At 42.7% G+C, this 12,803-nt stretch carries 12 protein-coding genes; 11 read left to right on the forward strand and 1 reads right to left on the reverse strand.

Features of this window, described 5'->3' with window-relative positions:
- Positions 1–33 precede the first annotated feature (33 nt).
- The 7 genes from CHH58_RS08145 to CHH58_RS08175 all read left to right on the forward strand — a co-directional run bounded on the left by CHH58_RS08145 (position 34) and on the right by CHH58_RS08175 (position 4,838).
- On the forward strand, positions 34–372 hold the full coding sequence (locus CHH58_RS08145; protein ID WP_095227446.1) for a chorismate synthase: 339 nt from the start codon (positions 34–36) through the stop codon (positions 370–372).
- 3 nt (positions 373–375) lie between these two features.
- Positions 376–678 (forward strand): WXG100 family type VII secretion target, encoded by a 303-nt coding sequence (locus tag CHH58_RS08150; RefSeq protein WP_095260223.1) that lies wholly within the window; start codon positions 376–378, stop codon positions 676–678.
- Complete coding sequence (locus CHH58_RS08155) at positions 675–1,382, forward strand: DUF5081 family protein (protein ID WP_095262349.1); 708 nt, start codon at positions 675–677, stop codon at positions 1,380–1,382. Before CHH58_RS08150 ends, CHH58_RS08155 begins: the two co-directional genes overlap by 4 nt.
- Complete coding sequence (locus CHH58_RS08160; protein ID WP_095235385.1) at positions 1,383–1,691, forward strand: hypothetical protein; 309 nt, start codon at positions 1,383–1,385, stop codon at positions 1,689–1,691.
- A 3-nt stretch (positions 1,692–1,694) separates the two neighbouring features.
- Positions 1,695–3,461, forward strand: coding sequence for a hypothetical protein (locus tag CHH58_RS08165; protein ID WP_095262350.1), 1,767 nt, complete (start codon positions 1,695–1,697; stop codon positions 3,459–3,461).
- Positions 3,462–3,464: 3 nt separating this feature from the next.
- Entirely contained in the window at positions 3,465–3,947 is a 483-nt protein-coding gene (locus tag CHH58_RS08170) for a hypothetical protein (RefSeq protein ID WP_095260225.1), read from the forward strand.
- A gap of 252 nt (positions 3,948–4,199) precedes the next feature.
- Complete coding sequence (locus CHH58_RS08175) at positions 4,200–4,838, forward strand: Bax inhibitor-1/YccA family protein (RefSeq protein ID WP_430980832.1); 639 nt, start codon at positions 4,200–4,202, stop codon at positions 4,836–4,838.
- 998 nt (positions 4,839–5,836) lie between these two features.
- Here the strand turns inward: CHH58_RS08175 and CHH58_RS08185 are convergent.
- Positions 5,837–6,730, reverse strand: a complete 894-nt coding sequence (locus CHH58_RS08185; protein WP_095262352.1) for a fructose bisphosphate aldolase — start codon at positions 6,728–6,730, stop codon at positions 5,837–5,839.
- 266 nt (positions 6,731–6,996) lie between these two features.
- Between CHH58_RS08185 and CHH58_RS08190 the strand changes: the two genes are divergently transcribed.
- The 4 genes from CHH58_RS08190 to CHH58_RS08205 all read left to right on the forward strand — a co-directional run bounded on the left by CHH58_RS08190 (position 6,997) and on the right by CHH58_RS08205 (position 12,803).
- Complete coding sequence (locus CHH58_RS08190; RefSeq protein ID WP_170937563.1) at positions 6,997–8,742, forward strand: sensor histidine kinase; 1,746 nt, start codon at positions 6,997–6,999, stop codon at positions 8,740–8,742.
- Entirely contained in the window at positions 8,720–9,886 is a 1,167-nt protein-coding gene (locus CHH58_RS08195) for a response regulator (protein WP_095262354.1), read from the forward strand. The genes CHH58_RS08190 and CHH58_RS08195 overlap by 23 nt, the downstream gene beginning before the upstream one ends.
- A gap of 5 nt (positions 9,887–9,891) precedes the next feature.
- The gene (locus CHH58_RS08200) at positions 9,892–11,157 is read left to right on the forward strand and encodes an ABC transporter substrate-binding protein (protein ID WP_095227466.1); all 1,266 of its coding nucleotides are present in this window, start codon (positions 9,892–9,894) and stop codon (positions 11,155–11,157) included.
- 176 nt (positions 11,158–11,333) lie between these two features.
- Positions 11,334–12,803 carry a glycoside hydrolase family 68 protein gene (locus tag CHH58_RS08205; protein ID WP_095262355.1) on the forward strand — a complete coding sequence of 490 codons (1,470 nt, stop codon included), beginning with the start codon at positions 11,334–11,336 and terminating at the stop codon, positions 12,801–12,803.

Raw genomic sequence — 12,803 nt, forward strand, 5'->3', positions numbered from 1 at the left:
GTTGCAAATCTGGAGGCAGGAAGGACTGAGAAAATGGCGTTTTTATGGTTCAAGACAGACACGGAAGCAAAAAGAGACGACTACCTTAAGTTGTATAACGAGCTGGAAGAAGTGAAAGCAGAACATGACAAGCTAGTAAGCGAAGCGGAGTCTTATTTTTCTTCCTATAAAGGTACTGTGCCATGTATGGCGCAGGATGCAATTCCGAGTAATGACTTTATGCCGGCGCAGGAACGGCTTAATAAAAAACTGACGGAATACTTGGATAACGAGAAAGAATATCGAAGTAAGCTCGTCACGGCGAGTGATCGAGCATACGAACGGTATCTTCATTATAAGCGTAAAGCCATGGAAGAAGCGAAGGAGGACTAAGCTATGGCGAAGGATTTATTGATCGATCAAGCTGAATTGGAAACAGCCAAGTCATCGGCAGCAAAGCTGAAGGAATCCCTTGATAATACCTATGCACAAGGAGAAACCTTGCTTTCGCTCGTACAAGGATCCAATTGGGAAGGGAAGTCACGTGACAGCTTCCTGGCTTACTTGGAGCTGCTGCTTCAGTATCATGCTGATCTTAAGGATGCTGCTTCTTTACAAAAGAAAGCGCTGGATAATATAGAGAACTATCAATCTGATTTCCAAAACCATAACTTGGTGAAGGAAGTGAAAAGCCTATGACGCAGACAGATATAGATACCTTTCATGTAACCGAGCTCTATTTACTCGCTGCGGCCTTTGATGCGGAGGCTTTATTTGGTTTGCCTGATAAGAAAATCTATCAGCTGCAGGGAGAGGAACCTTGGAGCCGGGCTCATAAGCGTTTGATTCAAAAAGGTATTTTCACGGAAGAAGGCAAACTGACGAAATCGGGTGCTGTAATCATTAAGACATTGTATGAATACTTCTTCAGCCAAAAATATGTGCGGATCAACAACCTCATGTTCGCGTTCCGGGAGAAGCAGGCGGAAGAAGTGATCATTCTCGTGGAGACGGCAGAGAAGACGTACAAACTCTATGTGATGGCCAAGCCGCTTGTACTGAAGCTCCTCAGCGAAAAAGTCCCGCTTCTGAACCGTGAACCTGCCGAAGGAGAAACAAATTTCCTGCGGCGCGAGCTGCCAGATGAGGAAAAGGCTGCGATCAATGAGCTCGGTGTGACCAATGATATCGCCAATATTGAACTTTTTCATCCTCGCGTGAAGCCGCAGATCGCCAGCAATCCGAATCACTATCAGCAATGGCTTGTGCTCTCTATGGACGACAAGTTGATTATGATTGATACGACTGAGAAGCAGTACTATCACGCAAGCCAGTACTGGTTTATGAAGGTGTTATTTGATGCATTGGACTTCCCGTATCGACAAAAAGAGGGGGTAAGATAGATGGCGACTACTGGTAAAATCACGGTTGATCCGATAGAGATTACAGATATCTATAAGCAGCTCATGGCTATAATGGAGGATTTACAGTCGAACGCTGTGCCTGCAATCGAGAATATTAAAAACACGAAATTTTATCAAGAAGGAAAAGCGATGGAAGCAATCGAAGCTTATCCCGAAGCGAACGAAAAGTTCATGGAGCTGCAGGATCACTACGCACGTATCTCCTCCTTGGTGATTGAAACGCTGAACACGATGATCGAGACAGACGAAGCTATCGCCTTGAAAATCATCGATGCATTGGAGGTGTAATGCGTGGATGTAAAATACCGAAGCAGTCAATGGGATAAGACAAAAGATAGTCTGCGTAACTTGATTGGTCTTGGTGTCTGGGGCAAAGGCATGATTGATACGATGAAGGACATCACTGACAACTTGGACGAAGCAAGTGAGAAGGTGGCGAAGTATGATTCCGATGGTGTTGTCTCGTTCTCTTATACAAGCGATAAGGATAAGTATCAGCGATTGTTCGAGGACTTCAAAGTGCTGGAGGATTTCAGTGGAAATGTAGGGGATATTGTAGAGGATACAATCGATCAGCCATTTTATGAAGATATCGATGCATTTGTCCAGAAAGTACGAGATTCTTCCATCTCCAACTACACGACCTCGAACCATATCGGTGCGACGGAAACGATACCTATCTCTTATTACGGCTCCTATCAAGAATACGAAACGGAGAAAACAGAAATCAACATCGATGATATACTGAGCGGAGATAACTATTATGCCGATCAAATTAAGGCTTCCTTTGAGGAATGGAAAGTGCAGAACCCGGATGAAGACATCAGCTACGAAGATTACCGCACCGCTGCCGTCAATACACGTGCCTTTGAATACGAATCCATTGAGGACGGGCAGTTTACAAAAGAGTTTTGGGTGAACATTGCAGCTTTAGTCGTTATCGTTGGTGTGACAGTTGTTTGCCCGCCAGCTGGTGCTGTACTAGGAGCAGCTTATGCGACGGTGGAGATGGGAAGTGCTATTTCTGGTCAGGATTGGGCTTCTGGACGAGAGCTAGACACTTCGGAACGATGGACGAGGGGTTTACTTGCGCCGCTTGATGTCCTGCCAATAGGGAATGCGGTGACCAGCTTTGCTGGAACGACACGTACGACAAGCAAGGTGATAGATTTTGGGGGATTGTTAAATAAAACTAAGCTTAGCTCCTCCCTCACCGATAACATTGCTAGTCAAACGTCACAGGTAATGAGATTAGTAGAGACAGCAGGTCAGCAGACTTCCACAAGATTAAGGAGTGCTGCTCACACGGTTACTAATACTACAAACATTCTAAAAAACAAACTAGGTGAAGAAGCCGTTAGAATCGCGCAAATGGGAGATGCGGGTATTACTAGAGTATTAAATGTTTTTCCTCAAGTTGGCGCTGTAACGGATAACGGAGTGATGTTTGCATCTCCTGGTAAATTTAATAAACTGGAAGAGAGCACTGTGAAGGTAGTGAATAGTCTTGGGCTATCTTCTAAGGGAACGAATAGTGATCTTCTTACTTCTAGTGGAAGGTTTATTGATCAGAGCTTAGAATCCAATTACGCAATTTACCTTGCGCGAAAAGCTAAAGAAGGTAAACCTCCTAGAGATAGGTTAGAATGGAAAGAAGCAAGAGATTACTGGTTAAATGATTCTCCTATGGCGAGAGGAAATAAGTTTAATAAAACTGTAAGAAGTAGAGATATATACGACTATCATGAGATTCATCTGGAAAATGGAAAAAGACTAGATTCATATGACCCTTTTGCTGAAGAGATAATCTCAAGAAAAGCAACTGATCTAGACACAATCGATGAAAAAACTTATAGAGAATATCTAAAAGAAATGAATACAAAATACTCAGCGGGTACAAAAATTCGTTCAAATGCATATCCGGATTTAGATGGTAGGCAATTAGAAGGAAAATTAATATTGGAAATACCAGCGACGAATAAGAATATTGTGGATATTGAAAGGTACGAACAAATAGCAAAAGAATACGGAATAGAATTAAGATATATGGAGGAGTAGAAAATGAGCTTAGAGATGAAACCTGAAATCAAGGTTGCTTTGGAAAAAATTAAATTTGTTGATAGATATAAATTATTATCTGGAAAATATCAAAATAATTCTAATGATGTAGATGATAAGCTCGAAAGATATGATATAGAAGATGTAAAAGCAATAATTAAGAAGCTGGGATATGATGCTGAATTTGATAAGAAAGAGAAATTTTTCAAAGTAGGAGTCTTAGATGAATCACCAAATTATAAGATATGGTTTAATATAATTTTAGAATATGGAATGACAGAGTTTATTTGGGTAGTTTATCATCATGATGAGGTTAGATTAGGTAGTCCTTGGAGTGTTTACTCTAGATTTTTGGTTGATCCAAAGGAAAGAATAAAAAAGCCCGTTTATAACAGTTATGAAGAATTAGAACAGATATTAAAGGAAGCATTTTCAATGTATGATGATTTTAAAGGCGAGTTAATTAACCTGTATAATGAACAATAGAATAGTAGCTGAAAACAAAGCTGAACCTTGAGGTGCTAAAGTCATCTCAGGGTATTTTTATGTTATCGAATTTTAATAGGTGTATATAAAGAAAGCGATACAAGAGGCGGAAAAGAACTGGCTCAATTTGAAGTCAATAAGCTGGATTAGTTATTAGTTTACTTATTACTTTTACGGACATTAAATTTGAAACCTTTATAAGAATGTAGCGTATACAACCTAACAATATCTTTAGAAACTGGAGAGATGAACTTGGAATACGCAATATCAAATCAAAAAACAATCATGCAGAAGGTGCTGCAGACATTCTTGATGACGCTGTTGTTGGCAACGCTCGGAATATATGCTGGTCATTTTGTGCCGCCTGTTCTCATTCTGCCATTAATCATAGTGGAATTAGGTATGCTGATTGCTGCCTTCTGGCTTAGAAGGAAGAAGGCTGTCAGCTATACGTTCATTTATATCTTTGCCATCATTTCAGGTATCACGACATACCCGGCAGTAGCGTATTATGCTTCAATTGGTGGAGCCAATATTGTCCTGTATGCTTTCACGACGACGTTTGTCATCTTTGGAGTAATGGCGCTGGTAGGGGTTAAATCGAAAAGAGATTTCTCATTCCTTGGGGGATTCTTGTTTGTGGCCTTGATTGCGTTGATCGTTACAGGTTTGATCGGAATTTTTGTTCCATATAGTGATGCGACACTATTGGCCTTCTCGGGCATTGGCTCTGTCGTATTTTCGCTTTATATCCTGTATGATTTTAATCAAATGGCGAGGAACCATGTTACAGAAGAGATGATTCCGCTAATGGCACTGAATTTGTATTTGGACTTTATCAACCTGTTCATGAACTTACTGCGATTCCTGGGCATCATGTCTGAGGATTAAATAAGAAATGCCAGAGCTTCTATAGCGTTTCTGGCATTTTTTGCTGGCAAGATAAGACTATAAAACCTTGATAGATTGAAAATCAAACTCTATTAAAGAACTTTAAAATAAGAAGAGAGAGTGGTTAATTACACAGCTTTTAGAGACAGATACAAATTATCCTGAAAAGTCTATATAAGAGGAGAAAATTAAAATGCTATCTCTCCTTAAGGTCTGCCTTCTTGTATTTCCAAATTATGTATCGGATTTAGTGTAAGAAACAAGCAGCTGTTCCGTCAACTGGAATTCTTATCGGTTAATCTGGATATGTCTTTTGAGATTCATTTCCCGCATGGAGGCATTTTCAGTGAAAGTCTATTATGGAATGTGAAAAAGGACATATTCTAACTCTTATCCATTCTTGATATATTAGTATTACATATGGAAATTTTTGTGTATTTACTGCTTATCAATGGAGGGTTTACATTGGCGAGAAACAAAAAAAAGAAAGAAAAATAGGCCAGGCCCATCTAAGTGGCAGAAAGAGAGCATACGAAGATATAAGGAAGAGAGCAGAAGAAAGGAACGCAGAACTGCATACATAATGGTACCACTTATAGCAGTCTTAGTGATACTGGATTTATACGGGTATGACCTGTTTTATTATTATAATTGGAATCCTGCTATTTTGGATGCTATTTATTTAATTGCTGATATTGTATACATTCTGTTAGTTCTAGCAGTTAGTTGTGTATTGATTTGGTTGTTATTCAAATTGATTAGATTTCTATTCAAGAAGGGTCTTGCTGATAAAAACCTTATTAATATCCGGATGGTCTTACTGATATTATTTATTGGAGGGTTGAGCTTATTCCTGATTTTTTTGTGTCTTCATTGGACGGTGGCTCTCGTACAATCGATAATATGAATGCATGTAATGATCAAGTGTAAAGGTTTGGATAAAGAAAGTGAATAAAACGAAGATAAGGCCGGAAAGCTGCAGCTTTCCGGCCTTGTTATTACTTCTTATTAACAGATGCATCATAAATCGTATCTACCGCATCCTTCAATGCTGCATCAAAATCAGCCTGAGACTGATTTGCGTTTAGCTCTGCTGCTAATGCGCGAGAGAAGCTGGCAATCAGATCTTCATTTTCCTTCAGTTTTTCATTTGCTTCGTCACGGGAATAACCGCCGGATAGAACAACAACGCGGACAACGCGTGGGTGCTCGGTCAGTTCTTTGTATAGATTCGCTTTCGTCGGGATGGAGAGCTTGAGCATCACGTTTTCTTCCTCAGTCAAGTCGTTCAGGTGGCGGAAGATTTCGTCTCGAAGAATTTCTTCGCACTTTTCTTTGTCCTCACTATGGATATTCACTTCTGGTTCGATAATTGGGACAAGTCCAGCTGCGATGATACTTTTTCCGATTTCGAATTGCTGGTCAACAACAGCCTTAATGCCGCTGACATTAGGTTCCTTGATAACGGAGCGCATCTTCGTTCCGAAAATATTTCGTTCGGAAGCGCGGCCAAGTGTTTCGTTCAGATTATCAATTGGTTTCATGAGCTGAACGCCATCTTTTTCTTCTTCTAAGCCTTTATCGACTTTTAAGAAAGGTACGATTCCTTTTTCTTCCCAAAGATAGTCGCCAGTGTGTTTGCCTTCGATCTCTCGGTCCATCGTCTGTTCAAATAGAATAGCTCCTAGAATCTTGTCTTTGTTAAATGAAGGGGAAGTGATGATACGTGTACGCATGTCGTGGACGAGCTTGAACATCTCGTCTTCGTTTGAATAAGCATCTTCAGTTATACCGTATTCTGCCAATGCTTTCGGTGTACTGCCTCCGCTTTGATCCAAGGCTGCGATGAAGCCTTTACCGTTTTTAATGATATCAAATTGCTTGTCGTTCATATTTGCCACTCCTTTGATTCGTTTTTTAGCTGAAAAAATACTCCATGTTCACTGTTCCCTTTTATCCAGTGTTTTAACATTAAATGTTTGATAGGGTTTCCAAATCGGGATTTACGGGCTGCAGGAGTTCATTTGAGGAAGTAAAATCGGTGTTTCGCTGTCTAGCGGGACTTTTTGGTATAACTTAAGTTGGATTGACGGTCGATTGGGCATGTTATAGGGTGAGTTTGACTATTTTAACGGACGGTATGGAAGGAAGGGCATTCATGAGCATTAGGACTCGGTTATTCATCATGTTGCTCTTATTAATCATTTTGCCTTATTTTCTCTTTGTAATTTTTATTTATGAGAATAGCAAATCGAGTATCGAGGAGCGGGATTTGGCAAGAAGCCGAGAGGAGCTAAACGAGAGCAGAGCGGATTTGGAGCAGTACGCAGAAGAGATGGTCCGGCTACCTTACAGCTTGTTCAATATGCCGGAGGTGCAGCAGGTACTGAAGAATGGCATGCTGGCGGAAACGACAGAACATGTGCGGGCATTTGAAAATAGTGTGGAGACTTACGCGGCAACTCGGCCGGATATCCGGCAGCTGCGATTTTATTTTCAACAAGATCAGCAGTCACTGACTGTTTACCAATCAAATGTCAGTGCTCCAAAGCCTGCTCCGGATTATCTGGAGCATTTGCCATTCGGGGAGATGAACAAGTTAAAGGAATCCTACATGCTGGAAACCCCGCATGAGCTGGTGAATGAAGACAAGGTGGCAATCGTTCCGGAATCAGACAACACAGTCGTGCTGCCGATCCACCATAGAATAACGGATGTCCTGAGCGGGAAATTTCTTGGTTTCCTGACGACCGATATAGAGGTATCATCTTTTTCGCGCCTGCTTGAGGCTGTCACAAGAGAAGCGGGGACTCAGGTGTTGCTTGTGAATGGAAATGAAGAGATCGTCTACAGCAAGGATTTGAAACAGATAGGCAATATTATGGACGAGTCTCAATTATCGGAGGAGGGGGAGAATATTGTCCTTCGGGAGGAACTGGGTGAACCTTTAGGAGACTGGCAACTGATCAAGGTTACATCAAAGGATGAGTTGTTCCGTGATGCGAGGGAGACTGCCTGGACGAATATTGTGTTAGGTATTGGCGTTGTGCTTTTAGGGACTGTACTGGTCCTCGTCGTTTCGCGTGTGTTTACAAAACCGATTATTACATTAAGTGAGCAGGTGCGATCCATAGAGGGCGGCCAGATGAACGTTCAGCTTAAAACAGAACGGAAGGATGAAATTGGACATCTGGCTGCGCATATGCAGGAGATGCTGAATCGAATTGATTCTCATATCGCGCGTGAATATAAGCTTGAGCTAGAGGCGAGAGAGAGTCAGCTTAGAATGCTCAAATCACAGGTGAACCCACATTTTCTCTTTAATGCATTGCAATCCATCGGAGCTGTTGCACTGCGGTCAGGTGACCGGGAGGTGTACAAGCTGCTCGTATCCTTATCCAAAATGATGCGGTATGCATTGCAGGCCGATCAGCTCGTACCGGTGCGGGAGGAGCTTGGCTACATCGACTCCTATATTATGCTTCAAAAGGAACGTTTCGGAGCAGATTTACCAATCACTATTAAAGTGGAGAAAAGCATACAGGAATACAGGATACCGAGCATGCTGCTGCAGCCGCTTGTTGAAAATTATTTTAAGCATAGCTATGAAACTATGCGAGATAAAAGCAGCTTTATCCTAAATGGAATGGAAAGAGACGGATTGCTGGTATTCAGCGCGACTAGCTACGGTGCAACAGTAAGTGCTGAAGAGATTCGGCTGCTGCGGGAGGGAGTTGCTGGCGGAACAGGTCTGCAAAATATCGCGGAGCGTCTGCATCTACATCATGGTGATAAGGCAGCGTTTCAACTTGATAATTTAGACGGAAAAGGGTTTGGGGTCACGATTTGTATTCCGGTAGAGGAGCAGGGAGGTCAGAAGTATGAAGGCGTTACTCGTGGATGACGAAAGAAATGGGCGTGAGGTGCTGCGTACGCTTGGTGAGTGGGAACAGAATGGAATAACTGTTCTACTAGAGGCGAGTGACGGGAAAGAGGCGCTTGAGCTGATTGCATCGGAGCAGCCGGACATCATTTTCACTGACATCAAGATGCCGCGTATGAACGGAATCGAACTGATGGAGCAGCTGCATGCTGCTGAATTCCGAGGAAAATGCATCCTTGTAACGGGTTATGATGACTACCAGTTCATGCGGAAGGCTATTCAGTTCAACAGCTTTGATTATTTGCTGAAGCCAATCGATCCGGAGGCTTTTACAAAGGTGTTGGAGAACGTGACGCAAGCCATCATCGCGGACAAGCAGTCTTTGGAAAACGAAGCGGAGGTTCTGGGGGATGCCAGGCGACTTCTTCTCGAACAGCAAGTATCAGCATTATGTACTGGGGAACTGAACGATTTCTCCATCTTACAGGAAATTTTGCCGCAGAAAGAAAAGATCGATATTACATTGCTGTCTTTTTATCATATGCATCAGCCAGCCCCAATACTGGATACCTTAAGGCATGAGCTGCATCGATATGCAATTGGTGATGTATTCCGTTTCCGGCAGGAGGAGAACATATACATCGTTCTGTCTGCAGCTGACCATTGGCTACAGATAGAGAATTGGCTGCGTCAGCATTTGGATTTACCAGTGCGGCTTGTCCAAAAAACGCTGCATGCTCTGGAAGAGATCTCTACCGTATTCGAGCATCTTACAGTGGAGCTAGCGGAGCATCGTTATCGCACAATCAAAAGACTTGAAGAGCTGGAAAGTGAACAGCGCGGCCAGGACATTGTCGCTTATGTGCAGAGCTACTATATGGAGGATGTGAGCCTGGAGCGATTATCAAAGCTCTTTTTCCTGTCAAAAGAGCATATCTCCCGTAAATTCAAGCAAGAGACAGGATTGACATTATCCCAATATGTAACAGATTGCCGTATGAAGCAGGCGAAGCAATGGTTAGATAAAACTAACAAAACCATGTATGACATAGCCCGGCTGCTTGGTTATCAAGATGAAGTGTATTTCTCTAAGCTATTCAAAAAGGAGATTGGGTTAACGCCTACTGCATATAGAACTCAGCGTAATGAGCGGGGGGCGCGGTAATTATCATGAGGAAGAAACTGTTCTATGGTCTTTTTACAGTCCTTTTGCTATTGCTTTCCGCCAGCAGTATGCCGCCGGAAAAAGAGAAGAAGCAAGCAGAGAAAACGGTCAGCCTTACAATTCGTAATCCAAAGGTGGAGGTTGCTGCCGAGTTTGTGGACATGGTTAGCATATATGAAAAGACACATCCGCATGTTCGCATCCAAGTAGAAACTGTTGGTGGTATTTCAGATGATTTCTCTGATCTGAAAACACAAATGGCAGTAGGGGAAGGTCCTGATATCTTCACCAATGTCGGCTATACTGCTACAGAAGAGTGGATTCGTTACTTGGAGGATCTGAGCGAGGAATCGTGGGTAGCTGATGCTCGCGATGGTACACTCGATCCCATTACCGAAGATGGGAAGGTGTATGGTATGCCGATGAATATCGAAGGGTTTGGCATTATTTATAATAAGGCGTTATTCCAAAAAGCGGGTATCAACGAGCTTCCTGATACGTATACAGAGCTGGAGAAAGCGGCGTCTCAGCTCGAAAAAGCGGGTGTGACACCTTTTGCGAATGGCTATTACGAGGAATGGAAGCTGGGGCATCATTTAACAAGTTTAGCTTTCTCTGAGCAATCTGATCCCGAAGCGTTCATGTTGGACCTGGCAGAAGGTAAGGCGAGCTTTACGGATAATAATAGCTTTCAGAACATGCTGCGATTTCTGGATCTGACACTTGCTTACGGAAAACCGCATGCTGCAACAACAGATTATTACGCTGAGATGGAAGCGTTCCAAAAAGGAGAGGCAGCCATGATTGTGCAGGGGAATTGGGTCGAGCCGCTGTTGGCAAAACAAGCTCCGGATTTGGATGCAGGAATGTTTCCGATACCACTTGATGACGGAGGAGATGCGCAGCTAGTCACGGGTGTGCCGAGTTATTGGGTCGTCAACAAGCAATCCGGGGCAGCTGAAAAACGGGAGGCAAAGCGTTTCCTGAATTGGATGGCAGAATCGCCAGTAGGGCAAGCATATCAAACAGAGCAGCTTCGCTTCATCTCCGCCTTCCGTTCTGTTCAGCCGCCCGAAACAAACCTGAGTGGAGATGCTTGGGTACAATATAAACAACAAAATCGCCGTAACTTCAACTGGTCCTCCTACCCACCGCCAATGAAGGATGCTTTTGGCCGAATCCTGAAACAATACGTAAATGAAGAGATGTCCAAGCAGGATACATTGCAGGACTTGGATCATGCGTGGCAGCAAAATAGTTCATCTCACTAGTGTAGAAGTCCCTCTATTAGGAGGGACTTTTTGTGTGGATATCAATTTTAGACAAAAAGAAGATCAAGATAAGCCATCCCTGTTTTTGTTTTCCTATCCTATACTGAGCTCGTAAGGCAGGTTTGCCAAGACTTGTCATACACGGGATTAGCAATCATACATAGGAGGAATACGGGATGAAATTTCGGAAACGGGCGTTAAAAGCAAGTGTCGTTTCACTGAGTGCAGCGTTGGTGCTGGGAAGCAGTCTGACAGTGGCTTCGGCAAACAATGAGGGTGGAAATGTGAAGCCGTACAAGGATTCATATGGCACATCACAGATCACACGTCAAGACATGAAGGAAATGATCGGGCAGCACGGGGACGAACGGTATACCGTTCCTAGCTTTGATGCTTCTTCAATTAAGAATATTAAATCAGCTACAAAGATTGATGAAAATGGTAATGAAGTCAAAATGGATGTATGGGACACATGGCCGCTCCAAAACCCGGACGGTACAGTGGCAGATTACAATGGATACCAAATTGTTTTTGGGCTAGCTGGTGATCCAAAAGACGCAAGTGATACCTTCATCTATATGTTCTATAAAAAGTCAGGCGATGATTCTGTTGATGCATGGAAAAATGCCGGTCGTGTATTTGATGATAATGATAAATTCAATGGCGACAAGATTCTGGCTGGTCAGCAAGAGGAATGGTCTGGTTCGGCTGCCTTCATCGACGGAGAAATCCGATTGTTCTATACAAACCGCGGCGGCTTTGATGAAAGCCAAGGTATTTTCGGTAAACAAACATTGACGACTGCACAAGTGAACGTCTCTGAAAAGGATGCAAGCAGCTTGCGGGTTGACGGCGTAGAGGATTATAAGTCCATTTATGACGGCGGTAACGGGAAGACATATGAAAATGTGAATAAAGCCTTTGAGGATCGTAATTTCGCGAACAATCACACACTGCGTGATCCGCATTACATTGAAGATAAAGGTAAGAAGTACTTAGTATTCGAAGCAAATACTGGTACTGAATATGGCTACTCTGGCGAAAATTCTCTCTATAATCGTGCTTACTACGGCAATGGTATGAAGTTCTTCCGAGATGAATTCAAGCAGCTGCAAAACAGTGATAAGAAGTCTACGGCGGAGCTTGCTAACGGTGCAATTGGTATTGTGGAAATCAATGATGATTACACATTGAAAAAAGAAATGAAGCCGCTTGTTGTTTCCAATACAGTTACAGATGAGATCGAGCGTCCGAACATCTTCAAGAAAGATGGCAAGTTCTACTTGTTCACAAGTACGCGTGGTGCCAAAATGACTATCGATGGCATTGATGATGAAGACATCTATATGCTTGGATACGTATCTGGCAGCTTAACCGGTCCATATAAGCCAATGAACAAATCAGGTATTGTCCTTCATCAGGACTTAGATCCAAATGATTTGACTTGGACGTATGCACATTATGTGATTCCGCAAAAAGAAACGGATGACTTCGTCGTAACTAGCTATATGACGAACCGAGGTTTCTTCCAGGATCATAAGTCTACATTCGCACCTTCATTCCTGCTAGATATCGACGGTAAACGCTCTTCCGTAGTTGAAGATGGTATCTTGGAGCAAGGTCAAATCACGTACGATGAGGAATAA

Source organism: Terribacillus saccharophilus, assembly GCF_002272745.1.
GTDB classification, from domain to species: Bacteria; Bacillota; Bacilli; order Bacillales; family Amphibacillaceae; genus Terribacillus; species Terribacillus saccharophilus_B.

Excerpts from the sequence above, each read along its gene's own strand:
- CHH58_RS08170 (WP_095260225.1), top strand. The coding sequence starts at position 3,465 with ATGAGCTTAGAGATGAAACCTGAAATCAAGGTTGCTTTGGAAAAAATT.
- CHH58_RS08185 (WP_095262352.1), bottom strand. The coding sequence starts at position 6,730 with ATGAACGACAAGCAATTTGATATCATTAAAAACGGTAAAGGCTTCATC.
- CHH58_RS08150 (WP_095260223.1), top strand. The coding sequence starts at position 376 with ATGGCGAAGGATTTATTGATCGATCAAGCTGAATTGGAAACAGCCAAG.
- CHH58_RS08155 (WP_095262349.1), top strand. The coding sequence starts at position 675 with ATGACGCAGACAGATATAGATACCTTTCATGTAACCGAGCTCTATTTA.
- CHH58_RS08160 (WP_095235385.1), top strand. The coding sequence starts at position 1,383 with ATGGCGACTACTGGTAAAATCACGGTTGATCCGATAGAGATTACAGAT.
- CHH58_RS08145 (WP_095227446.1), top strand. The coding sequence starts at position 34 with ATGGCGTTTTTATGGTTCAAGACAGACACGGAAGCAAAAAGAGACGAC.
- CHH58_RS08205 (WP_095262355.1), top strand. The coding sequence starts at position 11,334 with ATGAAATTTCGGAAACGGGCGTTAAAAGCAAGTGTCGTTTCACTGAGT.
- CHH58_RS08195 (WP_095262354.1), top strand. The coding sequence starts at position 8,720 with ATGAAGGCGTTACTCGTGGATGACGAAAGAAATGGGCGTGAGGTGCTG.
- CHH58_RS08190 (WP_170937563.1), top strand. The coding sequence starts at position 6,997 with ATGAGCATTAGGACTCGGTTATTCATCATGTTGCTCTTATTAATCATT.
- CHH58_RS08200 (WP_095227466.1), top strand. The coding sequence starts at position 9,892 with ATGAGGAAGAAACTGTTCTATGGTCTTTTTACAGTCCTTTTGCTATTG.